Raw genomic sequence first — 24,582 nt, forward strand, 5'->3', positions numbered from 1 at the left:
CGCCACGTGCCTCCAGTCCGGCGCAGCGCACCACGCGCGTCACGCGAGCTCGATGAGCTCCGCGTAGTCCTTGTTCCAGTGGTCCTCGGTGCCGTCCGGCAGCAGCAGGACCCGCTCCGGGTTCAGTGCCTCGACCGCGCCGGCGTCGTGCGACACCAGGACGACCGCGCCCTCGTAGCCCGCCAGGGCGCCGAGGATCTCCTCGCGCGAGGCCGGGTCCAGGTTGTTCGTGGGCTCGTCGAGGAGCAGCACGTTCGCACCGGACACCACGATCATCGCGAGCGACAGGCGGGTCTTCTCGCCACCGGACAGCACGCCGGCCTTCTTGTAGCCGTCGTCGCCGGTGAACAGGAACGAGCCGAGGACACGACGGGCCTCGGTCTCGTTGAGCTCCGTCGACGCCGACACCATGTTCTCGATGACGGTGCGGTTGACGTCGATGTTCTCGTGCTCCTGGGCGTAGTACCCGATGCGGAGGCCGTGCCCGGGCTGGATCTCGCCCGTGTCCGGCTGGTCGGCGCCCGCGAGGATCCGCAGCAGCGTCGTCTTGCCCGCACCGTTGAACCCGAGGATCACGACACGCGAACCGCGGTCGATCGCCAGGTCCACGCCCGCGAAGATCTCGAGCGACCCGTAGGACTTCGAGAGCCCCTCGGCCATGAGCGGCGTGCGGCCACACGGCACCGGCGTCGGGAACCGCAGCTTCGCGACGCGGTCGGCGACGCGCTCGTCCTCGAGGCCGGCGAGCAGCTTGTCCGCGCGCGCCACCATCTGGTGCGCCGCAGCGGCCTTCGAGGCCTTGGCCCCGAAGCGCGCCGCCTGGTCCTTCAGCGTGGCGGCCTTCTTCTCGGCGTTCGCGCGTTCCTTGCGGCGGCGCTCCTCGTCGGCGACGCGCTGCCGCTGGTAGAGCTTCCACCCCATGTTGTAGATGTCGATGGTCTGTCGGTTCGCGTCGAGGTAGAACACCCGGTTGACGACCTCGTCGACCAGCTCGACGTCGTGGGAGATCACGATGACACCGCCGGGGTAGGTCTTCAGGTGCTCGCGGAGCCACACGACCGAGTCGGCGTCGAGGTGGTTCGTCGGCTCGTCGAGGATCATCGTCTCGGCGTCCGAGAACAGGATCCGGGCGAGCTCGATGCGGCGACGCTGGCCACCGGACAGGGTCTTGAGCTGCTGGTCGAGGATGCGGTCCGGCAGCTTGAGGTTCGACGCGATCGACGCCGCCTCGGCCTCGGCCGCGTAGCCGCCGAGCGCGTTGAACTGGTCGTCGAGCCGGCTGTACCGGCGCATCGCCTTCTCGGCCACGGCGGGGTCGTCGCTCGCCATGTCGAGGGTCGCGAGGCGGATCCCCTCCACGAGCTCACCGAGCCCACGGGCGTCGAGGATGCGCTTCCGCGCCGTCTCCTCCGGGTCGCCGGAGCGGGGGTCCTGCGGGAGGTACCCGATCTCGCCACCGCGGTCGATCTTGCCGCCGGTGGGCTGGGTCTCGCCCGCGAGGGCCTTCGTCATCGTCGTCTTCCCCGCGCCGTTGCGGCCGACGAGTCCGATCTTGTCGCCCTTCTCGACGCGGAAGGAGACATCCTCCATGAGGAGGCGAGCCCCGACGCGGATCTCGAGTTCGTGCACGGCAAGCACAGTGGACGTCCAATCAGTTGGTGGGTTTGCACAACGGTGTGTGCGGGAGGTGCACCGCTACGCTGACGGGACCGATGGTCCTGAACAGGACCAGCAGTCCATTCTAGGAGAATCACTTCTCCACCACGAGTCTCGTGGGACATGGACCATGGAACCGGCTCTGACCGGGACTTTCCCTCTTCTGGCTCCCGCCGCTCCCGGCGCTGCGTGCCTTTTCGTGCCTTTCGTGACTGAGGTTTCCGCCGCGTCGTACGTATAACCCCCACGACGAGAGGGAAGACGCAGTGGCAGGACGGAGCACGTTCGGGACAGTCCGAACGTTGAGCAGCGGGAAGCATCAGGCCCGCTACCTCGTGGATGGCAGGCAGGTCTCAGCCGGGACTCACGCCACGAAGAAGGACGCATGGGCGGCACTGGCCCGCGTCCGGGTGGAGCAGGAGAACGGCACCTGGGTCGACCCTGAGAAGGGCAAGGTGAAGTTCCGGGACCACGCAGAAGCGGTCCTGGAGCACCGCAAGGGTGACCTGAAGGACTCCACCCTCGTGACGTACCGGCAGGGGTTGAAGTCGCTGGTCTACCCGACGTTCGAGAACAAGGCACTGTCGGGCATCAGCATCGAGGACATCGACCGCTGGTGGAGTGCTCACCAGCACGTGGCTCCGGCTCGCAAGAACTCCTACATGGTCATGCGAATGCTCTTCCGCTACGCCGTCCGGTGGGGCCACGTCGAGTCCAGCCCGTGCATGGTCGAGGATGCGGGGAAGGACTACAGCAAGCCGCGTCCCGAGTTCTCGGTCGAGGACTTCCGTCGCCTCCTCCTCCACGTGGACTTCGACTTCGCGGCGCTCTTGTGGACGGCCTTCGGCGGGCATCTTCGTATCGCCGAGGTAGCGGGACTCAACCGGTCCGACTACAACCCAGCAGACGGCACGCTCCTGGTCGCGCGCCAGTACGCCGCACATGGGCCGAAGCGGCTCACCAGCACGAAGACCGACCGCCAGCGCAGGGTGACACTCCTCCGGCCCGCACGCGAGGCCCTGGAGGCGTTCCTGGCCACAACCGAGGGCCAGCCCTACGACCCGATGTTCCCCGGCTCCAGGGGGCAGCGGCAGTCCACCGACACCATCCGCCGCCAGTGGACCGCAGCGCGCCACGCAGCGGGCTTAGACGGCTTCCGGTTCCACGACACGAGGCACACGTCCTTGACCCTCGTCGCCCGCTCTGGCGCGACGTTGAAGGACCTGATGAGCAGGGCCGGACACAGCACCGCCGACGCCGCTCTCCGCTACCAGCACACGGGGGCCGAGCAGGACGCCCGTGTCGCCGCTGCCACTGACGCACTCCTCTCCTGAAAGGCACCCTCATGTCCACGCAGTTCACCCTCACCCGTTTCCTGGTCGCCGTCGCCATCGTGGCCGCGTTCCTGGTCCTCATCACCGTTCTCCTGCCCGGACACCCCAAGAAGGCGGAGCCGCCCCGGCAGTGCCCCTACTCCAGCGGGTGCGAGTTCGTGACGACCGAACGATGAAGCGCCCGCGTGAGTTCTTTGCTGACGACGATCCCCGCCTTCCATGGAACGGCGGAAAGCCCGCTGACGACCTTCTGACGCTGCCGACGACTACCGATAGGCCGAAGCGCATTCCAGCCCCGCAGAAGCCCGCACAGGACCGCTGGAGGGTAATGGCGGAGGAGTTCAGTCGCGCCATGCTCATGGACTTCCGGTATGCGGAGGCATTCGCAAAGGAGTTCCACCGACGCGAGGATAGGAAAGCCCGCAGGCGAGCCGCGAATCAGGTATAGTCGAAACTGCTTCCTTCAGTGAGACGTTGAAAGCGGTCACGGCCCCCAGTCTTTAACTCCTTGGAGACTGGGGGCCTTCTCTATGCCCTCGTGAATCTCAGAACATCTTCTTGACCCTGCGGAGAGGCTGTGAGTCCGAGGCCCTAGATGGTGTTTCGCTGCGGACTCTGTCCAAGCCCGTCAGGATTTCATCAACGTCTCAGTAAGAACAGAAGGAAGCACCATGACTGCATCTACTATCACTGGACAGGTAACTAACCCTTCCAGGGGAGAAGGAACGCTCCCCTTCGCCTGGGGAGTCATCCCTGCCGAACCTGAGACTGTGCGGGGTGAGAAGCGGTCCGCAAGCGGACGTGTTCTGGTGCCGGAGCAGTCGTGGCAGTCGGTCTACTTCTCCCACCTGTGCAGCGCTTCGCTGGTCATCCTCAACCTCCACGCGGTGCGTCACCCCATGGTCCGCAACGCGGACGGTACGGTCCCGTTCAAGCGGCGCTGGAGCACCATGGGTGAGGACGCTCTGGTGGAGTCGCTGTGGGTGTACACGAAGGCGTTCGCATCGGCTCACATCGACCGCAGCGGTGAGCGCCTGCCGAAGTTGTACCGCAAGATCACGGTGGAGCAGATGGACCGTGACATCCGCAACGCTGCCCGTCTGAGCATCGCGAACTGGGACGGCGACGAGGCCGAGCGCATCCGCGACAGCGCGGCCCGTGGGGGCCGTAGGAGCCGCCGTCAGGCCGACGTCACCACCGACATGGTCGCGCCCTTCCTGGAGGCCCTGGAGGGCTACAGCAGGGCAGACGCGGCCCGTCTCCTCGCAGGCCTGCCGTGGACCACGCCGACCGGCCGGAGCAAGGAGGCAGCATCAGAGAAGACGATGGTCCGTCGCCTCACGGAACTGGGCTTCACCGGGTCGCAGGAGCGTCGGAAGAAGGCCAAGGTCTCCTGGCATGTCCTGGACGGTCTCGACGGGCTGACGGTGGCTCAGCAGGCCGAGGAGTTGGGCTTGTCCACCAGTTACGTCAACCGGCTCCGCAAGGAGCGGAAGGCTGCGTTGGAGGTACCGGCTGAGGTTCAGCAGCCCGTGGCCGTAGAACTCGATATGGACGCACCCGGGCAGGTGGAGACCCTGGTCTTCGACCTCTACAAGCACATCGAGCAGGTACAGCGTGAGAAGGAGGCTGAGGCCGTGGCTGAACTGACGGACTGGCTGGACGAAGTGCTCCCCTGACTTAGTTGTCCATCGATAGTGCACTGTCGTCAGGACAGACTGAGGGTCCCTCATTGCAATGTGTCGGGGGTCGGATGTAGCGTCCGAATTGTCAGAACTTCTTCTGACCCGAACGGAAGGCAGCGCAGCATGGCGACACCGAAGGGCGGACGGGTGAAGGTCCGTGAGGGCGAAACCCCGAAGCAGGCGCAAGAGCGATTCATGTCCGAGGTTCAGCGGCGACTGGATGGAAAGACTGCACGGCGGCAGTCAGACCCCGAGGAAGAGAAGGGCATCCAGGACTTCATCAAGGCGGCAAAGAAGGGACTGGGCCTGTGAGCATCAACTGGGACGACGTGAGCGACGAGACCAAAGAGTACTTGGAAGAGAACCCGGAACTGGCACCGACGCTGATCGATGTAGCGGAACGCCTGAAAGCCAAGTGGAGCAAGCCCTGATCCGATAGGATTAGAACGCTCCTTGGCTGGAGTGAACGCCCCTGGGACCTATCGCCTGGGGGCGTTTCTCATGCCCGCGGCAGAATCCTCGCGACGATCCGATAGTAGGGGTCACGAGGCAACGGCCTCACAATTCCAGCCAGAAGGAGTCAGAAGATGTTCCAGCGCATCATCAACGCACTTACCCCGGGCCACATCCGCCTGGAGCGTGCAGAAGCCCAGGCATGGCACGTGCTGGCCGACGTCATGGCAGAGCGCCAGCGCCTGGCACAGAAGGCAGGTCAGAACCGATGAGCGACTTCCAGGAAGAGTCAGAGTCCAACTTCTCCGAAGTGGTGTCGAACTTCACGGGCATCCTCAGCGTCAAGGACGTAATCCTGCCCCACGTCTCGACCGACGACCTCCAGGCCGAACTGGACCGCCGCCAGCGCGAGGACGAGTCCTGATGGCAGGCATGAGCCAGGCCTTCCAGGCCACTGTCCAGGACCGGCTGGGCTACATCCCTGACGGCCTCTCTACGGCCATTGGCCCGCTCCTGGCGGCACAGCGCGACTCCTACGTCCTTGCTTACCTCACCGCCCCCGAGGAGCAGCGTGCACGCCCCGCAGAGACGTGGCTGATCCCTGAGGAGGACCGAGACCTCTTCGAGACCTTCCGCCTCCACATGCAGGACCTGGGGCTGTGAGCGGGTCGCTAGGCAGCGGGGCCGTCTGGTCGGACCTCAGCAAGCCCATCATCCACTTCGGCAGCCCGAAGGCGACGAGCACCCTCGTTGACTCGGCAGGCCGTCCCATCAACCTGGAGGCCACCAATGAGTGAGCGACACGTAGTCCCTCTGACCGACGAGGAGTCGGCAGCAGTCAACAAGGCAGTGGGAAAGGCAATCGCGTTCGTGTCTGACGCACTGGAGCCGTACGGCATCGACGCCCTCACGCTGGTCATGCCCGAGTGGCGGCGCGTAGTCGAGGGTGACGAGCCGCAGCCCGCACCTGTGCAGCCCGAGCCGGTCACGCCACTCGTGCAGCAGGCCTAGAGGATGTTCTTCATGACTGAGACTGACCGCATCTTCCTCAACAAGGTATTCGAACGCGCTCTGGAGCGTGGGGACTACGACGATGACGTTGCCACTATCGCGCAGTTCCTCGACCGTGAGGGCAACCCGGAGGGACCAACCCTCACCCAGGCCATGCGCGCAGCGGGCACCTACTCAGGTCGAGTCGCAGGGGTGAACCCCTAGCGATGTCCAGTCACCACACCCGTTGGCGCAACGGGGAAGGCAAGAAGCAACGGGCACGACTCGCAGCCCTCTTGCCTTCCCCGTGCCCACGGTGTGGCAGGCCGGTGCTTCCCACTCAGGCATGGGAAGCAGACCACACCATCGCCCTCCTCAACTGGCCGGAGCACCAGCCCTATCCCGATGCGCTCATCAAGGCAGCGCATAAGTCCTGCAACCGGCGCAGTGGAGGGAAGGACGGGGCACGCATCACGAACAACAAGAAGCGTGCGATCCGCAATGCAGATAAGGACATCCGCGAATGGTGACGACGACTGAACACAACGAGAGTCGCGTCTTTGAGAACGACGTAACTCCTCTCGCTCGCCGTCTCCAGGATTTCCTCCCCGGACCATGGGACGAAGTCCGAGACGGTCACATCGCCCCGGCATACGTGTCGGAGTTGTCGGATGACGATGCAATGCGGGAGGAGTTCCTGGCCGGTGCTGAACTTCTGGGCCTTCTCGATGAAGGCATGGAGGTTTACTCGCAGCAGTTGTTCGTGGCGGACGTCATCAATGCTGGTGCAGAGACCACGGTCATCGAGATGCCCCGTCGCTCTTCCAAGACGACCAGCATTCTTGCCGTACTCCTGGGGCGCTGCCTGACCCGTGCGCGGTACAAGGTGGTCTTCTCCGCTCAGTCCGGCACGAAGTCCAGCGAGTTCTTCCGCGACTGGCTGTCCGACATGGAGTTGCACCAGGGCTTCACGCCGGAGAGCGAGTGGCCGTACAAGCCACGCACGCAGGCCGGTTCCATGATGCTCACCTTCCGGAACGGCAGCACCTTCAAGGTCCTCAACACCCCCACTGCGAAGGCGCTCCGCGGTGGTGCCGCTGACGTCGTTTGGTTCGATGAGGCGCAGGAGTTCACGGACGTGCAGAGCGCTGACTTGAAGGCCGGTGCTCCCCCGCTGATGGACACGCGCGATGACGCACAGTTGATCCTGTCCGGCACCCCCGGCAAGGTGCGCGCCAACTGGTTCTGGGACACCCTCGTGCAGGGCCGCGACGTGGAGAACCCCGCCGTGGCGATCCTGGAGTACAGCGCGCCCGACAGCGCTACCCAGGAGGACCTGGCCGACGAGGCGCTGTGGCAGCGAGTCCACCCGGGCATCGGCACGCTCACGACGCTGGCGAAGATGCGTGCGCGCTACAAGGGCTATCAGGACGCGAAGAACCCAGACATCGTGTCGCCGGAGTGGTCCCGCGAGTACATGTGCCAGTGGCCCGTGGCTGCCGACGTGGCCGTCATCCCGCAGCACCTGTGGGAAGCCGCTGCCCTGGAGCACAAGTTGCCGTACCCGCAGCAGGTGGCGTTTGGCTTCGACATCAGCCCGAACGGTTCTACGGCTGCCATCGTCGCAGCCTGGCGCGTGGACGGTGTGGCTCACCTGGAGTTGGTGGCGCACGAGAGCGGCAGCACGTGGCTCCGGGACCGCATGGTCGCTCTGTCTACGAAGTACAAGGCTGTAGTCGGCTTCGACCCCATCGGATCGAACCGCGTGGTCCAGGAGGAGGTATCGCGCAGCCGGAGCGCAGCGAAGGGACGGCTCCGGCCGGTCGAGCGCGGTGGCATCTCCCCAGCATGCGTCACGATCCTCCGTGACCTGGAGGACGGAAAGGTGAAGCACTTCAATCAGCAGGGGCTGAATGAGGCAGCCGCATTCGCAGCCAAGCGCGTGTGGGGTGACGGCAGCACGTGGAGTTGGGGACGCATTGCCAGCGGCGGTGACATCACTCCGTTGGTCGCCGCGACCATGGCGCTTCGCGCATTCGATGAGATGCCAGCAGCCCGGACGCTTCGCATCATCACGGCCTAATTCAGTTTGGCGCGCTCGTTCCGATAGTAGGGGACATGGGAATCCTCAATGCGCTCCGGCTGACGAATAGCCGTCCTGCCACGGATGCCATTGTGTCCCCTTGGACCGATGCTCAGTTGAAGTCCTTCGTCTGGTCTGACGTATTCGGGAACACCGACAATGTGCCGGTAACCCGGGCAGAAGCAATGCGCGTTCCCGCCGTTGCGAAGGCACGGAACCTGATTGCTCCACTGATTGGCCGTCAGCCGTTGAAGGTTCTGGACCGTACCGGCGCTCTGGTGGAGCAGCCGACGTGGACCTACCGCAGCGATCAGGACATCGTGTCCATGGCGCACGTGCTGACCTGGGTAGCGGACGACATCCTGTTTCTGGGCCACGCGCTCCTCAGCGTGAAGCGCGGCAGCGACGGATTCCCAGTCAGCATCGACCGCATCAGCCCCGACCGCTACACGATCACCAACGGATCGATCCTCGTGGATGAGAAGCCCGTGGATGCGCGTGACGTCATCTTCGTCCCCGGTCTCGTAGACGGACTGTTGGACATCGGTGCCCGCAGCATCCGTGGCGCTCGCTACGTCGAGGAGGCGTGGGTGGGTCGCGTTCGCAACCCCATCCCACAGACCGTCATCAAGGAGACGACTGACCAGACGAACATCAGCGACGAGCGCGCTGAGGGCATCGTCCGGCAGTTCAACGAGAAGCGCCGCGACCCTGACGGTGCGACGACGTACGTTCCCTACGGCCTGGCTGTCGAGGCCCTGGGTGCGAACGACTCCAACCTCTTCGTGGAGGCGCGCAACGCGCTCCGCATCGACATCGGTTCCTTCGTCGGTGTGCCCTCCACGCTCATGGACGCCACCACCGTTCAGGCGTCCCTGACGTATGAGAACAAGGCCGGTGAGCGTGACCGGTTCTACGTAGAGGCCCTGCCGCTCTACGCCGCAGCCATCGAACAGCGCCTGTCCCTGGACGACGTTGTGCCCCGCGGGCAGCGCGTCCGCTTCGACTTCTCGGAACTGTACGCACAGGTTCCGACCCCGACCGGTGCCCCCACGGAGGACTGACCCATGACCGACAACATCGAGTTCGCAGAGGCCGGAGACTTCTCCGTCGATGCCGAGGCACGCACCGTCCGCGGCCTTCTGCTCCCCTGGGGCGAGAAGTCCCGCATCAGTGCGAATGGGGTCGCTCCCATCGCTTTCGAACGCGGCACGGTCCCGGTGCCCAAGGACCCTTCCGTGGTGTCGGTGAACCGCCACCACAACCGCTACGACCCCGTGGGACGTGCTGACGAAATCCAGGACACGGAGCGCGGCTTGGTCGCCACGTTCAGCATCGCAAAGACCGACGAAGGGGATGAGTTCCTGTCGCAGCACAATTCCGGAGTCCTCCGCAAGTTGAGCGCTGAACTGACCTTCGACCGTGACGAGGCTGACCAGAGCAAGGCCAAGCGAGGTCGCCTGACGGGCGCGGGCTTCGTCACCGAAGGTGCGTTCGCATCCGCCGCCCTCTTCGCGCTGGGCGACGTCGAGGAGCAGACCACCCAGGAGCAGCCCGTCGAGCGCGAGGTTCCGGACGGCGCAGAGAAGCCGCTGGGCCTCCAGGACGGTGCCACCACGTTCAGCACGGCGACGGATGAGTCCGGCGTCACGACCAGCACCACGAAGACCGTGGGCGATCCCGAGACCGACGAGGCCGGGACGACCACCCAGAAGACCACCACGACTGACGTCGTGGTCACCCCCACCACCCCTAACCCGGAGGAGGCCACCGTGGCCGATGCAACTGTCCCGAGCACGCTGAACGCCTCTGCTCCCGCTGACAAGGTGACCAAGGAGAACTTCCTGGCTGCCGTTTCCGGCGCTGCCCGTACCGGTGACCCCGGCATGCTCGCAGCCCTCAGCGACGTCAAGATCAGCGGAACCGGTGCAGTCGGCACTGGCGTCGTCGTACCCGAGTACGTAGGCGAGGTCTGGTCCGGTCGCGCGTACCAGCGCAAGGTCATCCCGCTCCTGAACCAGGGCAGCCTGACCAGCCTGACCACGCAGGGCTGGCGCTTCACGCAGGCCCCTGAGGTCTCCGAGTGGGCCGGAAACAAGTCCGACGTTCCGTCGAACGCACCGAAGACCGAGCCGGTGAATTGGGACATGCAGCGCTTCGCTGGTGGCTGGGACATCGCCCGCGAGTTCATCGACTTCGGTGAGACCGCGGTCCTCGACTCGTTCCTCCGTCTGGCCGCTGACTCCTACGCCAAGAAGTCCGACAACTGGATGCTTGGCAAGTTGCTCGCTGGAGCGACCGTTGCCGGTGTCGGCACGGGTGTCCCGGAGGGCGTGGGCGACGGCTTCGCCAAGATCATCCGCGGAGCGCTCCGCGTCATCGCTTCGGACGCAACCCCCTCGTACGCGCTCATCGCGCCGGACCTCTACGAGGAGTTCATGTTCACCAAGAAGGACGACACCCTCGCCTTCCTCACCACGACCATCGGTCTGGAAGAGGGCGCGCTGGAGTCCTTCAAGATCGTGCCCCACGCAGGCGTGGACGCCGGTGAGGTCCTGGTCGGTGCCAAGGAGGCCGCTGGTGCCTACGAACTGGCAGGCAGCCCCATCCGCATCAACGCTCTGGACATCGCCCGCGGTGGTGTGGACGAAGCCCTCTTCGGCTACATCCAGGCGCGCATCGAGTACCCGGCTGGTCTCCAGTTGGTCACCGACAACGCGTAGTCCAAGCGCCGGCGAAAAGAAGTTCTGAGAGGAGGGCGAAGGCCATGACCCGCTACTACGTCGGAGATAGCCCGGTCCAGGTGACCGTGCTGGCACCCGAGATGTCCTGGTCCTTCGCCCTCTTCGAGAGTGCGTCGGCACGGCTCGTTGACCCGGACGGTGCGCAGCACGAAGGACTGACCGCTTCGCTTGAAGGTCTGCCCGAGCACATCGAGGTCGTGTGGCCGAAGGGCTCGCTCCTGAACAAGCCGGGTCTGTGGCAGGTCCTCGTGGGCCTCACCGCAGAGGACGGCAAGATCGAGCACTTCCCGCCTTACGGCATCCCGGTTGAGCAGCACGACGGGTGGCACACCATCGACAGCATCCGGGACGTCTGGCGTGAAGCCCCCTTGGACGACGCCGAGTTGTTCACGTACCTGGACGCAGCCAAGGACCTCTGCATCGCGAAGGCGGACCCGATCACCGGACCTGTCCCGCAGCGCTACCGGCTGGCACAGGCCATGCAGGTACGTGCGATGTGGAACGCCGGACACGTCAGCAGCGGGGGCCAGTACGGCAGTGACGACCAGGCCGTCTACGCGTACTCCATGGGCTACGACATCGTGAAGTTGCTTCGCCCGTCCGGAGCCATCGGAGGGATGTTCTGATGACCAGTGCCCGCCAGCAGGTCGTGGACGCCATCAAGCCGGTCCTTCCTCAGTCGTGGCGCCTCGTGCCCTACCTCACGTCCCTCGACGCCATCAGCCAGACAACCGTCATGCTCCACGCGACCGGCGTCGAGCGCTTCCCTTCGGCTCCGGCGAAGACGTACCTCATCACCTTCGAGGCAACCGTCATTGATCCGAGCAAGGACCCCGCCCGCGTTTGGGACGCGCTTGACGACGAGGTCCTGGAAGCCATCGCTGCATTGGACTCCATCGACTCCCTCGACTGGACCGGCGCTGAGCCGGTCGCCATCAGCAATCTCTTCGGCTGGACGATCACGTTCACCGTTCCCTACGAGCACGAGGACTGACCATGACCATCTACATGAAGAACGTGACCTTCAAGGTTGCGTCCAAGGACTACGCGGCTCAGTTGTCCAGCGTGACGCTGACGCCGAACACGACCACCGCGACGTGGAACGGCTTCAACGGAGCCGTCCAGAAGAACCAGTCCCCCGCCGACTGGCAGGCCGACATCACCTTCGGTCAGGACTGGTCTGACGATGGCCTCTCCGCCTTCCTCTACGACAACGAGGGAGACGAGGTTGAGATCCAGTTCACGGTTGCTGGAGGCCCGACCTTCACGGCGCAGGCCACCCTGGCTGCCCCGTCCGCTGGTGGAGCCGTCAACGCCTTCGCTGAGTCCACCGCGTCCCTGCCCATCGACGGCAAGCCGGTCCGGTCGGCTGCCTGATGCTCACCATCGACGTCCGGCAGAGCGATGAACTGCGGTCCGTAGTCATCGCTCTCCGGGCTGTCGATCAGACCATCGCCAAGAACATCCGGAAGTACACCCAGAGCGACTTGGCTCCGGCGTGGGCTGAGGCTGTCCGAGGCCGGTCGCACACGGGCCTGGAGGTTCGGGCGCTCGGCAACACGGCCCGGACGTCGGTCTCCTCCGGTGGCATCACGCTGAAGGCCGCAACCGTGGGCCGACGCCTGACCCGCGGCTTCGACCCGAAGTTGATGTATGCGGGCGTCGAGTTCGGTGGTGACCGCCAGAAGCGCGTCACCTACCAGGCCCGCAGCAAGAAGGGGAAGACGTACAACGTCACCCGCCGCACGCAGGCCATGCTCCCCGCTCGCCGCCGCTCTGGTCCCGTCTATGGAGCAGCCGCCGAGATGATCCCGCGGGCAGCAGCCCTCTGGACACAGACCACCGTTCGCACCATCGCAGAAGCCGCAGAAGGAAAGGAGGGCTGACCCGTGGCAATCAGGATTCCGATTGGGGCCAACGCCTCCGAAGCAATCCGCGAGGCCAAGAAGGCGGGCAACGCCATTGAGTCCATCGGTGACTCTCTGGACGACCTCGCACGAGACTCGAGCCGTCAGTCCCGCGAGGCTGGCAACGACCTCGCGAAGGGCATCGACCAGGGCACCGACAAGGCCGAGAAGTCGGTCCAGGACCTGGAGCGCACCTTCAAGCAGTCCGTCAAGGACATGGCCCGTGCAGACGGTGGCGGTGGGCTGGGGACCAACATCTCCCGCGACATGAAGAAGGGCACCCGGGAAGCCGGTGAGTCCGTCTCCACGTTCAAGGATGAGGCGAAGGCCAACCTGTCCGAAGTCGCGTCATCGTTCTCCGGTGACATCCAGTCCTCCGTGGACCTCGTGCAGGGCACCCTGGGTGGCGTCGTCGCAGACCTGGGACCGATCGGTCTGGCTGCTGGTGCCGCGTCGGCGGTCGGTGTCGGCCTCATCGGTGCCGCCATCACGAACGCGCAGGCTGACGCTGAGCAGTTCCAGGCGCAGGTGTCGGACCTCGCAACTGACCTCATCGAGACGGGCCGCGTCGGCTCCGCTTCGCTGGGCTACATCGCGGACGAGTTGAAGGAGATGGCGACCGTCACGGACGGTTCCGTCACGTCGCTGAAGGACCTCCGCAACGCTGCCGACCGGTCCGGCACGTCTTACAAGGACCTCGCCACCGCCGCTGCCGGTCACACCGACGAGATCGACAAGCAGATTGACGCCATCGTCAAGCAGAAGAACGAGTGGCAGCAGTCCGGTCAGGCGATCCTGGAGGGCGACGACGCTCTCGGTTCGAGCGCGAACAACCGCACGAAGGCGCTGGACCAGACGCTCGGCTACCTTCGCGATGCCAAGAAGGCCGCGAAGGAAGCAGCCGCGGAGCAGAAGAACTACGCCGACGCCGGAGGCATCGCGCTCCAGGCCAACGCCGAAGCCGTGGAGTCCTACGGCGAATCCCTCGCGTCCGCCTTCCAGGAGGCCGGTGACGCGCAGCAGGGGTTCACGGACGATGGCGTCTTCAACCTGGATCGCTACATCCAGAAGACCAGCGAGACCGTCGCGCAGATCGAGAACTACTCCCAGAACATGGCGAAGGCCACGGGACAGTTGGGCAAGGCCGGACACGACGAGGCCATCCGCTACTTGGAACAGCTGGGTCCTGACGCCGCTCCCCTGGTGGACGCCTTCATCAAGGCACCCGCCGCGAAGCAGGCCGAACTGGCGCGCATCTGGGACGGGCTGGGCAGCACCAGCGCATCGAACTTCGGTACCGGTCTCCAGGCGAACCTCAACGCTCAGGGCAACGCGACGAAGGGCGTCACCATCGTGCCGGACCTCGCAGCATTCAACCGCGCGATGGCCGAGGCTACCCGCCAGCGAGAAGTCCACATCAAGGCCTACACAGACAACATGGGCGGTCGCCGCCAGGGAATGGGGACGCCCTAATGAGCAGCACCTTCACGTCCAGTGAGGCAATCCACGCGCTCACGCATGCGTGGACTGGCACCGTCAACAACTCTCAGTCGGTCGAGTTGAGTGACGGCGTCGAGGTACGCCGGAACCTCTTTGAGAACCCGAACTTCGAGACCAACACGGGCGGCATCACGTGGTCCACGAACCTGACGGTGACTCGCGACACGACGACCTTCCACAGCGGGAGCGCATCGATGCGGGTGGTCGGCACTGGGGCAAACGCCTATGGCGGGCTGTACCCGGCACAGCGGTACGACCTCGTACCCGGCGCGACGTACACGTGGAGTTTCTACTTCATGATCCCTGCTGACCTGTCCACGAACTCGCTGCCGCAGATGGCGTTCTACAACGGGACGACCAACCTGGGCTACGCCTACGTGTCCAGCATTCAGTTCGCCACGGATTGGCAGCGACAGAGCATCACCTTCACGGTGCCGGATGGCACAACGCGGGTCACCTTCTTGCTCCACTCCCTGAACAGCCCAACGACGACCGACGTCATCTACTTCGATGACATCCAGTTGGAGCAGTCCCCCGTCTCTACGGACTACTTCGATGGCTCCACGCCCGGGACAGTCGAGTACGGCATCGCGATGCCCTCTCTGGTCACTCAGTGGGCGGCGACGTCCCAGCCCCGCCACATCGTCCATGACGTGCTGGGTACCCCGTGGCCGAACGTCACCATCCAGCCTGCCGGTCCCCGGTCGGGCACGATGAGCGCGCTCTTCGACTCCGAGGATGGAGCCAACGACTTCTTCACCATGCTTCGTGGAACGAACGTCATCACGTTCAGCGACACCGACACGTACTCCACCGCCATGGTCTTCCTGGCTCAGGACAACATCACCATGACTCCGGACGATCAGGACCGCCGCCGCTGGGTTGTGTCCTTCGGGTACATGGAGGTCCAGGAGTGATCCTCTCCACCCTGAACGTGACCGGCACGCTGATCCCCGCGACCGGCTCAGCGACCTACCCGCTTGCCGTGAAGCAGGGCACCCTGAGCATGGACGAGAGCGTCAGCCCCTTCATCGGAGGGGACATCACCATCGCCCACCCGGGGCTGGCCGTCTTCGCGCTCATCGACAACAAGGCAAAGGTTCGCCTCAACGTCGTCAGCGGGGGCACGACGCTGAACGTGACCCTGAACGTCGAGGCCCGTCAGTTGATCACGGAGACTGGCGAAATCGGCATCAACCTCGTGAACGACGAGGCCCTGGTCGAGGACGTTAGCCCCACCACCAACGTGGACTACAACGACTCTCAGGGCAGCGTGCGGACCATCGTCAACTCTGTGCTGACTCGCGCTCTGGGAAAGACCACGACGGCTTCCTACGCCTCCGGAGCAGACCGGGCCTTCCCGACCTTCCGCGAGGTCCGGAACTACTTCCCGAACCCGTCCTTCGAAATCTCCTCCGGACTGATGACCGCCGTGAACGCGGCGCTGTCGCAGTCCACGACGTACAAGAACACGGGCACCTACTCGCTGAAGGTCACGCCCAACAGCACGAGCACCGGGTCCTACGCGTACGCCTATGTCCCTCTGGAGCCGGGTAAGACCTACACGGCGTGGTGCTATGCGCGCATCGTCACCCCGCAGACCGGGACACTCAACGGGGACGCCCGCAAGTTGCAGTTCCTCGCCACGGTGAGCGGGCAGCAGAGCATCTACAACCGGTCCAACGCAGCAGCGAACACGACCAGCACGACGACGCGCCTGAGCATGACCTTCACGGTGCCGCCCGCCGCGACCGACACAGCAATCCGGTTCATCAGCGGAGGCACGAACACCGCCGACAACAGCGTCTACTTCGATGCGGTCCAGATCATCGAGGGCGACGGCAACGACACCAATGGAGCGCTGATGGCCTTCTGGGACGGAGACACCGCGGACAGCGCCACCTACAACTACGCGTGGGACGACACCGCTGGCCTGTCCTCCAGCACGCGCACGCCCGTCCTGGACCGCGATGAGGGCGCTCTGGTCTGGGAACCCGGCACGGGCGGCATGCGCTTCCTGAAGGACATCCTGGAGGCCACCGGACTCCGGCTCTTCCAGGACATCGACGGTGCGTGGAAGTTGGCCGACAACTCCTACCGGGTCGCCGGTCAGGCGCGCATCGGCTACGGCTTCAACCTCTACGGGGCAACGGACCTGATGAGCCGGACGGCAACGCAGTTGGACGGCATGCCGCTCTTCTGTGACGCCGTGGTGCTCCGCTACGCCTGGACCGACGTCCTGGGCCGTGAGCGCACCGCGTCCGACATCGCAGGTCCCGCAAACCCGACGAAGGCTTACACGCCGGACGTGATCGAGGCTCCGTATCCCGGACCGGGACGGGCCGCGTACATGCTCTCCCGCTTGAAGTTGCGGCAGCGCCAGTTGCAGGTGACTGGAGCCACGGACTTCACGATCCGCCCGGGCCAGGGGGCCGTCATCACCACTGTGGACTCCGGGGTTCAGACCGGCTACGTGGACGCCGTCTCCTGGGACCTCGGCAACGACGAGATGACGGTCTACACGAAGGGCCTCATCGGAGTGCAGGACGGCTCCATCGGCAAGTCCCCCACAGGACAGACCATCGGCAGCGTGGCGGGGTCCATCGCTGCCTACACCAACTAGGACAGGAGGCCTCTCATGGCTGTAGGAGACGCCGCTGGAGCGGCAGGACTGAAGACGTACGGGGACTCGCTCCTCGTGGCGGACATCGACGTGGCGCTCAACCAGACCGCCGACTACATCGCTGCCGACCGGGCACGCTTGACGAAGTTGGAGGGGCAGTCGCTGAACGTCCCGAAGTTCTTCGTCAAGAAGTCCAGCAACGGGTTCAACGTGAAGGCTGAGACCTGGCTTCAGTTGACGTCCGGAGCGTGGGCCTCCCCGCAGAAGAGCGTGGGCGGCTTCACCTGGAGCGGTGGTGTCCTCACCGTGCCGAAGGCGGGCCAGTACCTCGTGACCGGGCACATCATGTACCGCAACAACGACTTCCGGACCGCGGCCTTCAACATCACCCGCAACAGCACCACGCCGGACAGCAACGCCACCATCTGCGGGAACGAGACCACCGTCGAGTCCCCCACCGTGGATTCGCTCCTCCAGTTGGGTGTGTCGTCCACGGAGTTCGTCGGTCTGAACGCTGGGGACCAGTTGCGCTTCTACACGCTCCAGCGCAACCGGGCATCGGACGTCGTGAACATCGGTTCGCGCTCCTTCGACCTGTCGATGAACGTCCTCTGGGTGGACACGCTCTAACCCTCCCAGGCTGCGGATTGCTCGCGCGTCCAGTAGCGGTCCGGGCGTAGTAGGAGCCGACGCCGTCCAATGATCGAGATTGGGCCTTGCGTCCACTGGAAATGCATCTTCCAGGACGCACGGGTGGACTCTGACTTCAACGCTTCGTACTCAGCGTCGGTGAGGAGCAGGCTGTGCCCAATCTCGTTCCTGGAGTCGGGCCGAGTCTTCGACTCCAGCACAGGAGCGAGGCTCACCCACGGCGTCCACTCGCCCGCTCCTCTTCGAGACCGGACCTTGATGTGCCGTGCCGACGCCGACCCGAGGTTACGAAGCGCCACCGTCCAGTAGGCCTTGCCGTATTCCGCTGATACCTCGTTGGTCGACACATGCATGAGCGGTGCTGGCTCTCTGAAGTAGTTGAACAGCAGAGAGAACGTGGCGACCACGGCCGCGTAGATGGCTAGGACCAGGGAGAGCATGTCTCAGATCATGCTCGTTGTGGTCTTCGCACAAGGCACGCCGCTCCGATCCGTCGCCTCTCGTGCCTACTGCTTGCCTTTCGTGCAGTACCGTGAACGCAGGGTTCGGCACGGCCAAAAGAAGTTTTGGGCCGGTCAGGCCCGGTTTCATGCTGAAGGCCAGATGGCCCGAAGAAGTCTAGGAGAATCCATGACGAACGCCACCGGGTTCGCTCCCCGCGCAGTCCTCGCCGACCGTCTGCGCACCCACGGCCTGGCCACCGACGCCGCCCTGATCGCCGGAGGCGCGCTGTTCACCGCCGCCATGGCGCAGGTGCAGGTCCCGATGTGGCCGGTGCCGATCACCGGGCAGACCCTGGCCGTCGTGCTCGTCGGCGCCACCCTCGGCGCCCGGCGCGGCATGCTCTCGCTGCTCGTCTACGCCGTCGCGGGCCTGGCCGGTGCGCCGTTCTTCGCCGAGATGACGGGCGGCCTGCAGGCCCTCGCCGTCCCGAGCTTCGGCTACGTCATCGGCTTCATCCCGGCCGCGGGCGTCGTCGGCTGGCTCGCGCGCCGCAACTGGGACCGCCACGTCGGCCGTGCCGCGGTGGCGTTCACGCTCGCGAGCGCGATCCCGTTCGTGACCGGCCTGCCCTACCTCGCCGTCGTGCTCGGGCAGCTCGGCGCCCCGAACGACCTGCAGTCGGTGCTCGCCGCCGGCCTGTACCCGTTCATCGTGGGCGGCGTGGCGAAGGCGCTCATCGCCGCCGGCATCCTGCCGCTCGCGTGGAAGGCCGTCGGCCGCCGCTGACCCGGACGCCGGGGGTCTCGGCCGGACGCCTCGGCCGGACGTCGAGGTCGGGCGCCTCGGCCGGGCGTCGAGGTCGCACGACACGCCGCGTGCGCGCCGCCGAGATCGCAAGAAGTGCCGCTTCGTCTCCGGACGGGCGGCACCTTCTGCGATCTCGGCACCCGCGCGTCGCCCCCGGCGCGGGTGCGCACAGACGGACGGGAGGCGCGGTACCAGCTGGCACCGCCCCTCCCGTCCGTTCGTGTGGTGGCGTCTAGATCGAGAACCCGAGCGCGCGCATCATCTCGCGCCCGTCGTCGGTGATCCGCTCCGGACCCCACGGCGGCATCCAGACCCAGTTGATGCGGAACGCGTCGACGATGCCGTCGAGCGCGTTCGCGGTGTCACCCTCGATGACGTCAGTCAGCGGGCAACCGGCGCTCGTCAGTGTCATGCTGATCACGAGGGCGGTCGCCTCGTCGTCCCAGGCGAGGTCGTAGATGAGCCCGAGGTCGACGATGTTGACGCCGAGTTCCGGGTCCTGCACCTCTTTCAGGCCCTCGACGACCTCGTCGAACTTGTCCGGTGCGAGTGCGGTGATCATCAGTTCCCCGCAGCTGCGGCCGCGGCGGCCTGCACGTAGCGGTCGTAGCCCTCGTTCTCGAGGCGCTCGGCGAGCTCGGGGCCGCCCTGCTCGGCGACCTTGCCCGCGACGAACACGTGCACGAAGTCCGGCTTGATGTAGCGGAGGATGCGCGTGTAGTGCGTGATGAGCAGCACGCCGAGGCCGGTGGCCGCCTTGGCACGGTTGACACCCTCGGAGACGATCTTCAGCGCGTCGACGTCGAGGCCGGAGTCGGTCTCGTCGAGCACGGCGAACTTCGGCTTGAGGAGCTCGAGCTGCATGATCTCGTGGCGCTTCTTCTCGCCACCGGAGAAGCCCTCGTTGACGTTGCGCTCGGCGAAGGCCGAGTCCATCTTGAGGTCGGCCATCGACTGGCGGAGGTCCTTCACCCAGCTGCGGAGCGCAGGTGCCTCGCCGTCGATCGCGGTCTTCGCGGTGCGGAGGAAGTTCGACACCGTGACGCCGGGGATCTCGACCGGGTACTGCATGGCGAGGAACATGCCGGCGCGGGCACGCTCGTCGACGCTCATCGCGAGGACGTCTTCGCCGTCGAGCGTGATCGAGCCGCCGACGACGTTGTAGCGCGGGTGGCCGGCGATCGTGTACGCGAGGGTGGACTTGCCGGAGCCGTTCGGCCCCATGATCGCGTGGATCTCGCCCTCGTTGATCGTGAGGTCGACGCCCTTGAGGATCTCCTTGACACCCTGGTCGGTGTCGATCGAGACCTGCAGGTCGCGGATTTCGAGAGTGGACATTGCGTTCCTTCGGTTGCAGCTGTGGTGCGGCGTCAGCCGCGGGAAGTGTTGGAGGTGCTCAGTCGACCGGGACGACGTCCTGCACGTCGACGTAGACGTCGCCGTCGCGGACCTCCACCCGGAAGACCGGGACGGGCTCGTACGCCGGGAAGTTCTGCGGCTTGCCGGTCGCCAGCGAGAACCGGGAGCCGTGCGCCCAGCACTCGAGCGTGTCGCCCTCGACGAACCCCTCCGCCAGGGAGATGTCGCCGTGGGTGCACGTGTCGCCGATGGCGTGCACGGTGCCCGCAGAGTCCTTCACGATGGCGACCGCGGTGCCGTCGACCACGGCGCGCATCGGGCTGTCCACCGCGATGTCCGCCTCGGCGCAGACCTTCGTCGACATCAGGCCGTGGCTGCTTCCGTCTCGGGCGCGGCGAGGACCGTGCGCCCTTCGAGGAGCTCCTGCTCGACGGCGGCGATGAGGCGTTCCTCGAGCTCGGGCGCGCCGATCTTCTGGATGACCTCGACGAGGAAGCCGAGCACGACCAGTCGACGTGCCTCTTCCTCGGGGATGCCGCGGGACTGCAGGTAGAACAGCTGCTCGTCGTCGAAGCGACCGGTGGCACTCGCGTGGCCGGCGCCCTCGATGTTGCCCGTTTCGATCTCGAGGTTCGGGATGCTGTCCGCCCGCGTGCCGTCGGTCAGGACGAGGTTGCGGTTCTGCTCGTACGAGTCGGTGCCGTCACCGGCGCGGCCGATGAGGACGTCGCCGATCCAGACGGTGTGCGCGCCCTGGCCCTGCAGCGCGCCCTTGTAGTTGACCCGACCGCGCGTGTTCGGCGCGTCGTGGTTCACGTAGACCTGCTGCTCGATGTACTGCCCGGCGTCGGCGAAGTACACGCCGTACATCTCGGTGTCCGCGCCCTGCGCACCGAGGTGCGTCGAGGGGTTGACCCGGACGACGTCGCCGCCGAGCGAGACCACGACGTGCTTCAGGAAGGCGTCACGGCCGACCTCGGCGAAGTGCGTCGACACGTGCACGGCGTCGTCGTCCCAGTCCTGCAGGCTGACCACGGTGAGGCGGGCGCCGTCGCGGACGACGATCTCGACGTTCTCGCTGAGGAGCGCCTTGCCGCGGTTGTCGAGCACGACGATGCCCTGCGCGTGCGCCTCGGCCGTGATGACCGTGTGCGCCGCGCGGGGCTGCGTGCCGAAGTCCGAACGGGTCAGCGTGATGAACTCGTGCGCCTCGGTCGCCTTCACGGTGATCGCGAGCACCGCGTCACGCGCGGTCCAGGCGGCCGCGGCGGCGCGGTCCTCGGGCAGACCGGCCGTGCCGACGCGGGGGTCGTCGCTGCGACCCCACTCGACGTCGGCGCCGTCGGACTGCCGGGCGAGGAACGGGTAGGCGGATCCGTCGAGCCCACCGGCGAGGAGCGGCTGGAGCTTCGCGAGCGGTGCGAACTTCCAGTTCACCTCACGCCCGGTGACCGTCGGGAAGGCGTCGATGTCGCCGGACTGCGGGCGCTCCGAACGGGTCTGGACGGGGATGTCCTTGCCCTTCGGGGCGTCCCAGCCGCCGTCCGAGTGCGCGCCGGCACCGTGCTGCGCCGGGGTGGCCGCGGACGGCTGCGCGGACTCGGCCGGAGCGATCGGCTGGTCGATGTGGGGAGGGGTGGAGCTGGACATCTAGCCGACGGATCCTTCCATGCTCATCTCGATGAGCTTGTTGAGTTCGAGTGCGTACTCCATCGGGAGCTCGCGGGCGATCGGCTCGATGAAGCCGCGCACGATCATCGCCATCGCCTCGTCCTCGGGCATGCCGCGCGACATCAGGTAGAACAGCTGCTCCTCGCTGACGCGGGAGACCGTGGCCTCGTGCCCGAGCTGGACGTCGTCGACGCGGATGTCGATCGCCGGGTACGTGTCGGACCGCGAGATCGTGTCCACCAGGAGCGCGTCGCAGCGGACGGTGTTCGCCGCGTGGTGCGCGTTCGGGTCGACCCGGACCTCGCCGCGGTAGCCCGCACGGCCGCCGCCACGGGCGATCGACTTCGACACGATCGACGACGTCGTGTACGGCGCCATGTGGATCATCTTCGCGCCGGCGTCCTGGTGCTGGCCCGGACCGGCGAAGGCGACGGAGAGCGTCTCGCCCTTGGCGTGCTCACCGGCGAGGTAGATCGACGGGTACTTCATCGTGACCTTGGAGCCGATGTTGCCGTCGATCCACTCCATCGTCGCGCCCTCGTGCGCGATCGCACGCTTGGTGACGAGGTTGTAGACGTTGTTCGACCAGTTCTGGATCGTCGTGTAGCGAACGCGGGCGTTCTTCTTCACGATGATCTCGACGACGGCCGAGTGCAGCGAGTCCGACTTGTAGATCGGGGCGGTGCAGCCCTCGATGTAGTGGACGTAGGAGTCCTCGTCGGCGATGATCAGCGTCCGCTCGAACTGGCCCATGTTCTCGGTGTTGATCCGGAAGTAGGCCTGCAGCGGGATCTCGACGTGGACGCCCTTCGGGACGTAGACGAACGAGCCGCCGGACCAGACCGCCGTGTTCAGCGCGGCGAACTTGTTGTCGCCGGCCGGGATCACGGTGCCGAAGTACTCCTCGAAGATCTCGGGGTGCTCACGGAGCGCGGTGTCGGTGTCCATGAAGATGACGCCCTGCTGCTCCAGGTCCTCGCGGATCTGGTGGTAGACGACCTCGGACTCGTACTGCGCGGCGACACCGGCGACGAGGCGCTGGCGCTCGGCCTCCGGGATGCCGAGCTTCTCGTAGGTCGCGCGGATGTCCTCGGGGAGGTCCTCCCACGACTGCGCCTGCTTCTCGGTGGAGCGGACAAAGTACTTGATGTTGTCGAAGTCGATGCCCGTCAGGTCGGCACCCCACGTCGGCATCGGCTTGCGGCCGAAGAGCGACAGGCCCTTCAGCCGGTTCTTGAGCATCCACTCGGGCTCGTTCTTGAGGTTCGAGATGTCGGTGACGACCTCTTCCGAGATGCCACGACGGGCAGAGGCCCCGGCCGTGTCGGAGTCGGACCAGCCGAACTCGTATTGGCCGAGCCCCTCGAGCTCGGGACGGTCGATGAGCACGTCGGACATGGTCTCCTCGTTTCCTTCTCGCGGGGCAGCGTCTTCGGGTGTCAACCCGTGGCGTCTGGACGCCATTCCACCGCAGACCGCCGACACGCTGTTCTGTGCACGGCGGGCACGGTGTTGCTCCCTCGCAACGTCGATGGTTCCACGCAGTCCTGGGTTCCACCGGCGATCTCGGCCCATTCGGAGCCGGCGCCTGCCTAGACTTGACTGCTGCTGAGCCCTCGAATCCTACAGGTTCACTGCACGGAACAACAGGAAGGCACCACCCTCGTGACTCGCGTCGTCTCCCCCGTCGACCAGGACGTCCGGACCCCGCGGTGGTGGTCCCTCCCCCGGATCGTCGACCAGCGCGTGGTCGTGCTCGCCTGGGCGTCGTTCGTCGTCGAGGTCGTCCTGATCGGCACCGGCGGCCTCGTGCGCCTCACCGCCTCCGGCCTCGGATGCCCCACCTGGCCCAAGTGCACGGCGGATTCGCTCGTCTCGACGCCGGAGATGGGCGTGCACGGGATCATCGAGTTCGGCAACCGACTCCTCACGTTCGTGCTCGTCGTCGTGGCCATCGCGATGTTCCTGCTCGTGGTCCGGATGCGCCGCACGCGCCCCGAACTCTTCTGGCTCGCGTTCGCACAGGGCGCAGCGATCCCGGTGCAGGCGGTCATCGGGGGCCTCAGCGTGTTGACGAACCTCAACCCCTACGTCGTCGGCCTGCACTTCGTCGTGTCGACGCTCCTCACGAGCATCACGGCGACACTCGTCTACCGCGCGGTGAACGGCCCGCGCACCGGCCCGCGTCTCGTGCCCGGCTGGTACACCGGCGTCGTCCGCGGCACGGTCGTCGCCGCAGCCGTCACCGTGCTGCTCGGCATCCTCACCACCGGCAGCGGCCCGCACGCCGGCGCCTCCGCGGCCGTCGACGGTGGACGCCTGCACCGCACCGGCTTCGACCCGGGGATCCTGCAGCACGTGCACGCCGTGCCGGCCTACGCCCTCTTCGCGCTCACCCTCGTGCTCGTCGTCGGAGCGGTCCGCCTGCGCCTGTCGAGCAAGTGGGCACTCGTCCTGCTCGTCGTCGAGTTCGTGCAGATCGCCGTCGGCCTGACCCAGGCGCGGATGCACCTGCCGGTCGGCCTGGTCGGCACGCACATGGTCCTCGCTGGGCTGCTGGTCGCCACCGTCACGGTCGTCGTGCTCGCCACGCGCGGCTCCGCTGGCCGCCAGGCGGTGCGGGAGCCGCTCACCGCCGCCTGATCGGCCCGCGTCCGACACCCCACGAGTCGATC

General features: G+C 66.0%; 31 protein-coding genes. 24 read left to right on the top strand and 7 right to left on the bottom strand.

From position 1 onward, the window contains the following. Window positions 1-39: 39 nt before the first annotated feature. Entirely contained in the window at window positions 40-1,638 is a 1,599-nt protein-coding gene (locus tag BIU96_RS17950; protein ID WP_071293975.1) for an ABC-F family ATP-binding cassette domain-containing protein, read from the bottom strand. Between the two features lie 284 nt (window positions 1,639-1,922). Between BIU96_RS17950 and BIU96_RS17955 the strand changes: the two genes are divergently transcribed. From BIU96_RS17955 to BIU96_RS18025, 22 genes are all read left to right on the top strand, one after another. Continuing rightward, complete coding sequence (locus BIU96_RS17955) at window positions 1,923-2,990, top strand: tyrosine-type recombinase/integrase (RefSeq protein WP_139200132.1); 1,068 nt, start codon at window positions 1,923-1,925, stop codon at window positions 2,988-2,990. Between the two features lie 11 nt (window positions 2,991-3,001). Then, window positions 3,002-3,166: a hypothetical protein gene (locus BIU96_RS20000; RefSeq protein ID WP_175477606.1), complete on the top strand. Its 165-nt coding sequence runs from the start codon at window positions 3,002-3,004 to the stop codon at window positions 3,164-3,166. 633 nt (window positions 3,167-3,799) lie between these two features. Beyond that, entirely contained in the window at window positions 3,800-4,669 is an 870-nt protein-coding gene (locus tag BIU96_RS17960) for a hypothetical protein (protein WP_071293977.1), read from the top strand. A gap of 129 nt (window positions 4,670-4,798) precedes the next feature. Beyond that, the gene (locus BIU96_RS19605; protein ID WP_139200133.1) at window positions 4,799-4,987 is read left to right on the top strand and encodes a hypothetical protein; all 189 of its coding nucleotides are present in this window, start codon (window positions 4,799-4,801) and stop codon (window positions 4,985-4,987) included. Next, the gene (locus tag BIU96_RS20460; protein ID WP_302847738.1) at window positions 4,984-5,106 is read left to right on the top strand and encodes a hypothetical protein; all 123 of its coding nucleotides are present in this window, start codon (window positions 4,984-4,986) and stop codon (window positions 5,104-5,106) included. The genes BIU96_RS19605 and BIU96_RS20460 overlap by 4 nt, the downstream gene beginning before the upstream one ends. A gap of 156 nt (window positions 5,107-5,262) precedes the next feature. Next, window positions 5,263-5,400, top strand: coding sequence for a hypothetical protein (locus tag BIU96_RS20005; RefSeq protein WP_175477607.1), 138 nt, complete (start codon window positions 5,263-5,265; stop codon window positions 5,398-5,400). Then, a complete protein-coding gene (locus BIU96_RS20010; RefSeq protein ID WP_175477608.1) occupies window positions 5,397-5,552 on the top strand; it encodes a hypothetical protein in 156 nt (51 codons plus the stop codon). The genes BIU96_RS20005 and BIU96_RS20010 overlap by 4 nt, the downstream gene beginning before the upstream one ends. After that, a complete protein-coding gene (locus tag BIU96_RS17965) occupies window positions 5,552-5,791 on the top strand; it encodes a hypothetical protein (protein ID WP_071293978.1) in 240 nt (79 codons plus the stop codon). Before BIU96_RS20010 ends, BIU96_RS17965 begins: the two co-directional genes overlap by 1 nt. Window positions 5,792-5,998: 207 nt before the next feature. After that, complete coding sequence (locus BIU96_RS20015) at window positions 5,999-6,139, top strand: hypothetical protein (RefSeq protein WP_175477609.1); 141 nt, start codon at window positions 5,999-6,001, stop codon at window positions 6,137-6,139. Window positions 6,140-6,151: 12 nt separating this feature from the next. Then, complete coding sequence (locus BIU96_RS17970) at window positions 6,152-6,343, top strand: hypothetical protein (RefSeq protein ID WP_139200134.1); 192 nt, start codon at window positions 6,152-6,154, stop codon at window positions 6,341-6,343. A 104-nt stretch (window positions 6,344-6,447) separates the two neighbouring features. After that, window positions 6,448-6,648, top strand: a complete 201-nt coding sequence (locus tag BIU96_RS19610; RefSeq protein WP_139200135.1) for a hypothetical protein — start codon at window positions 6,448-6,450, stop codon at window positions 6,646-6,648. A gap of 152 nt (window positions 6,649-6,800) precedes the next feature. Continuing rightward, complete coding sequence (locus tag BIU96_RS17975) at window positions 6,801-8,201, top strand: terminase family protein (RefSeq protein WP_139200136.1); 1,401 nt, start codon at window positions 6,801-6,803, stop codon at window positions 8,199-8,201. A 35-nt stretch (window positions 8,202-8,236) separates the two neighbouring features. Then, the gene (locus BIU96_RS17980; protein WP_083403065.1) at window positions 8,237-9,265 is read left to right on the top strand and encodes a phage portal protein; all 1,029 of its coding nucleotides are present in this window, start codon (window positions 8,237-8,239) and stop codon (window positions 9,263-9,265) included. Window positions 9,266-9,268: 3 nt separating this feature from the next. Beyond that, on the top strand, window positions 9,269-10,924 hold the full coding sequence (locus BIU96_RS17985) for a hypothetical protein (RefSeq protein ID WP_071293982.1): 1,656 nt from the start codon (window positions 9,269-9,271) through the stop codon (window positions 10,922-10,924). A gap of 80 nt (window positions 10,925-11,004) precedes the next feature. Further along, window positions 11,005-11,571 (top strand): hypothetical protein, encoded by a 567-nt coding sequence (locus BIU96_RS17990; RefSeq protein ID WP_175477610.1) that lies wholly within the window; start codon window positions 11,005-11,007, stop codon window positions 11,569-11,571. Further along, window positions 11,571-11,939, top strand: coding sequence for a hypothetical protein (locus tag BIU96_RS17995; RefSeq protein WP_071293984.1), 369 nt, complete (start codon window positions 11,571-11,573; stop codon window positions 11,937-11,939). The genes BIU96_RS17990 and BIU96_RS17995 overlap by 1 nt, the downstream gene beginning before the upstream one ends. Window positions 11,940-11,941: 2 nt before the next feature. Then, complete coding sequence (locus tag BIU96_RS18000; protein ID WP_071293985.1) at window positions 11,942-12,322, top strand: hypothetical protein; 381 nt, start codon at window positions 11,942-11,944, stop codon at window positions 12,320-12,322. Then, window positions 12,322-12,831 carry a hypothetical protein gene (locus tag BIU96_RS18005; protein WP_071293986.1) on the top strand — a complete coding sequence of 170 codons (510 nt, stop codon included), beginning with the start codon at window positions 12,322-12,324 and terminating at the stop codon, window positions 12,829-12,831. The genes BIU96_RS18000 and BIU96_RS18005 overlap by 1 nt, the downstream gene beginning before the upstream one ends. Before the next feature lie 3 nt (window positions 12,832-12,834). Next, entirely contained in the window at window positions 12,835-14,325 is a 1,491-nt protein-coding gene (locus BIU96_RS18010) for a hypothetical protein (protein WP_071293987.1), read from the top strand. Beyond that, the gene (locus BIU96_RS18015) at window positions 14,325-15,269 is read left to right on the top strand and encodes a carbohydrate binding domain-containing protein (RefSeq protein WP_071293988.1); all 945 of its coding nucleotides are present in this window, start codon (window positions 14,325-14,327) and stop codon (window positions 15,267-15,269) included. Before BIU96_RS18010 ends, BIU96_RS18015 begins: the two co-directional genes overlap by 1 nt. 17 nt (window positions 15,270-15,286) lie before the next feature. Further along, on the top strand, window positions 15,287-16,975 hold the full coding sequence (locus BIU96_RS18020) for a carbohydrate binding domain-containing protein (protein ID WP_139200137.1): 1,689 nt from the start codon (window positions 15,287-15,289) through the stop codon (window positions 16,973-16,975). Window positions 16,976-16,990: 15 nt separating this feature from the next. Further along, window positions 16,991-17,605 carry a hypothetical protein gene (locus BIU96_RS18025; protein ID WP_139200138.1) on the top strand — a complete coding sequence of 205 codons (615 nt, stop codon included), beginning with the start codon at window positions 16,991-16,993 and terminating at the stop codon, window positions 17,603-17,605. Here BIU96_RS18025 and BIU96_RS18030 read toward each other — a convergent pair. Beyond that, the gene (locus BIU96_RS18030) at window positions 17,602-18,066 is read right to left on the bottom strand and encodes a hypothetical protein (protein ID WP_071293991.1); all 465 of its coding nucleotides are present in this window, start codon (window positions 18,064-18,066) and stop codon (window positions 17,602-17,604) included. The genes BIU96_RS18025 and BIU96_RS18030 overlap by 4 nt on opposite strands. A 190-nt stretch (window positions 18,067-18,256) precedes the next feature. Here BIU96_RS18030 and BIU96_RS18035 point away from each other — a divergent pair, with 190 nt between their 5' ends. Further along, window positions 18,257-18,856 carry a biotin transporter BioY gene (locus BIU96_RS18035; RefSeq protein ID WP_071293992.1) on the top strand — a complete coding sequence of 200 codons (600 nt, stop codon included), beginning with the start codon at window positions 18,257-18,259 and terminating at the stop codon, window positions 18,854-18,856. 253 nt (window positions 18,857-19,109) lie between these two features. On the opposite strand, the gene BIU96_RS18040 is transcribed toward BIU96_RS18035, so the two are convergent. Genes BIU96_RS18040 through sufB form a run of 5 tightly spaced genes read right to left on the bottom strand, consistent with a single transcriptional unit; the run spans window position 19,110 to window position 23,305 of the window. Continuing rightward, a complete protein-coding gene (locus tag BIU96_RS18040; protein ID WP_071293993.1) occupies window positions 19,110-19,439 on the bottom strand; it encodes a metal-sulfur cluster assembly factor in 330 nt (109 codons plus the stop codon). Then, entirely contained in the window at window positions 19,439-20,215 is a 777-nt protein-coding gene (gene sufC / locus BIU96_RS18045) for a Fe-S cluster assembly ATPase SufC (RefSeq protein ID WP_071293994.1), read from the bottom strand. The genes BIU96_RS18040 and sufC overlap by 1 nt, the downstream gene beginning before the upstream one ends. 58 nt (window positions 20,216-20,273) lie before the next feature. Next, on the bottom strand, window positions 20,274-20,600 hold the full coding sequence (locus BIU96_RS18050; protein ID WP_083403066.1) for a non-heme iron oxygenase ferredoxin subunit: 327 nt from the start codon (window positions 20,598-20,600) through the stop codon (window positions 20,274-20,276). After that, complete coding sequence (gene sufD / locus BIU96_RS18055; protein WP_083403067.1) at window positions 20,600-21,886, bottom strand: Fe-S cluster assembly protein SufD; 1,287 nt, start codon at window positions 21,884-21,886, stop codon at window positions 20,600-20,602. The genes BIU96_RS18050 and sufD overlap by 1 nt, the downstream gene beginning before the upstream one ends. Next, on the bottom strand, window positions 21,887-23,305 hold the full coding sequence (gene sufB, locus BIU96_RS18060) for a Fe-S cluster assembly protein SufB (RefSeq protein ID WP_071293996.1): 1,419 nt from the start codon (window positions 23,303-23,305) through the stop codon (window positions 21,887-21,889). 267 nt (window positions 23,306-23,572) lie between these two features. Between sufB and BIU96_RS18065 the strand changes: the two genes are divergently transcribed. Beyond that, window positions 23,573-24,550 carry a heme A synthase gene (locus BIU96_RS18065; protein ID WP_071293997.1) on the top strand — a complete coding sequence of 326 codons (978 nt, stop codon included), beginning with the start codon at window positions 23,573-23,575 and terminating at the stop codon, window positions 24,548-24,550. The last annotated feature ends 32 nt before the right edge of the window (window positions 24,551-24,582 follow it).

The organism is Curtobacterium sp. MCBA15_008 (genome assembly GCF_001865065.1).
In the GTDB taxonomy this organism is placed as follows: Bacteria; Actinomycetota; Actinomycetes; order Actinomycetales; family Microbacteriaceae; genus Curtobacterium.

Bases quoted from the DNA above. Each gene is read 5' to 3' on its own strand.
- BIU96_RS17995 (WP_071293984.1), top strand. From the start codon at position 11,571: ATGACCAGTGCCCGCCAGCAGGTCGTGGACGCCATCAAGCCGGTCCTT.
- BIU96_RS17975 (WP_139200136.1), top strand. From the start codon at position 6,801: ATGCGGGAGGAGTTCCTGGCCGGTGCTGAACTTCTGGGCCTTCTCGAT.
- BIU96_RS18030 (WP_071293991.1), bottom strand. From the start codon at position 18,066: ATGCTCTCCCTGGTCCTAGCCATCTACGCGGCCGTGGTCGCCACGTTC.
- BIU96_RS20005 (WP_175477607.1), top strand. From the start codon at position 5,263: ATGTTCCAGCGCATCATCAACGCACTTACCCCGGGCCACATCCGCCTG.
- BIU96_RS17965 (WP_071293978.1), top strand. From the start codon at position 5,552: ATGGCAGGCATGAGCCAGGCCTTCCAGGCCACTGTCCAGGACCGGCTG.
- sufD (WP_083403067.1), bottom strand. From the start codon at position 21,886: ATGTCCAGCTCCACCCCTCCCCACATCGACCAGCCGATCGCTCCGGCC.
- BIU96_RS18035 (WP_071293992.1), top strand. From the start codon at position 18,257: ATGACGAACGCCACCGGGTTCGCTCCCCGCGCAGTCCTCGCCGACCGT.
- BIU96_RS18005 (WP_071293986.1), top strand. From the start codon at position 12,322: ATGCTCACCATCGACGTCCGGCAGAGCGATGAACTGCGGTCCGTAGTC.
- BIU96_RS17985 (WP_071293982.1), top strand. From the start codon at position 9,269: ATGACCGACAACATCGAGTTCGCAGAGGCCGGAGACTTCTCCGTCGAT.
- BIU96_RS18015 (WP_071293988.1), top strand. From the start codon at position 14,325: ATGAGCAGCACCTTCACGTCCAGTGAGGCAATCCACGCGCTCACGCAT.
- BIU96_RS18040 (WP_071293993.1), bottom strand. From the start codon at position 19,439: ATGATCACCGCACTCGCACCGGACAAGTTCGACGAGGTCGTCGAGGGC.
- BIU96_RS18025 (WP_139200138.1), top strand. From the start codon at position 16,991: ATGGCTGTAGGAGACGCCGCTGGAGCGGCAGGACTGAAGACGTACGGG.
- BIU96_RS18000 (WP_071293985.1), top strand. From the start codon at position 11,942: ATGACCATCTACATGAAGAACGTGACCTTCAAGGTTGCGTCCAAGGAC.
- BIU96_RS20010 (WP_175477608.1), top strand. From the start codon at position 5,397: ATGAGCGACTTCCAGGAAGAGTCAGAGTCCAACTTCTCCGAAGTGGTG.
- BIU96_RS17970 (WP_139200134.1), top strand. From the start codon at position 6,152: ATGACTGAGACTGACCGCATCTTCCTCAACAAGGTATTCGAACGCGCT.
- BIU96_RS18050 (WP_083403066.1), bottom strand. From the start codon at position 20,600: ATGTCGACGAAGGTCTGCGCCGAGGCGGACATCGCGGTGGACAGCCCG.
- BIU96_RS20000 (WP_175477606.1), top strand. From the start codon at position 3,002: ATGTCCACGCAGTTCACCCTCACCCGTTTCCTGGTCGCCGTCGCCATC.
- BIU96_RS19605 (WP_139200133.1), top strand. From the start codon at position 4,799: ATGGCGACACCGAAGGGCGGACGGGTGAAGGTCCGTGAGGGCGAAACC.
- sufC (WP_071293994.1), bottom strand. From the start codon at position 20,215: ATGTCCACTCTCGAAATCCGCGACCTGCAGGTCTCGATCGACACCGAC.
- BIU96_RS17980 (WP_083403065.1), top strand. From the start codon at position 8,237: ATGGGAATCCTCAATGCGCTCCGGCTGACGAATAGCCGTCCTGCCACG.
- sufB (WP_071293996.1), bottom strand. From the start codon at position 23,305: ATGTCCGACGTGCTCATCGACCGTCCCGAGCTCGAGGGGCTCGGCCAA.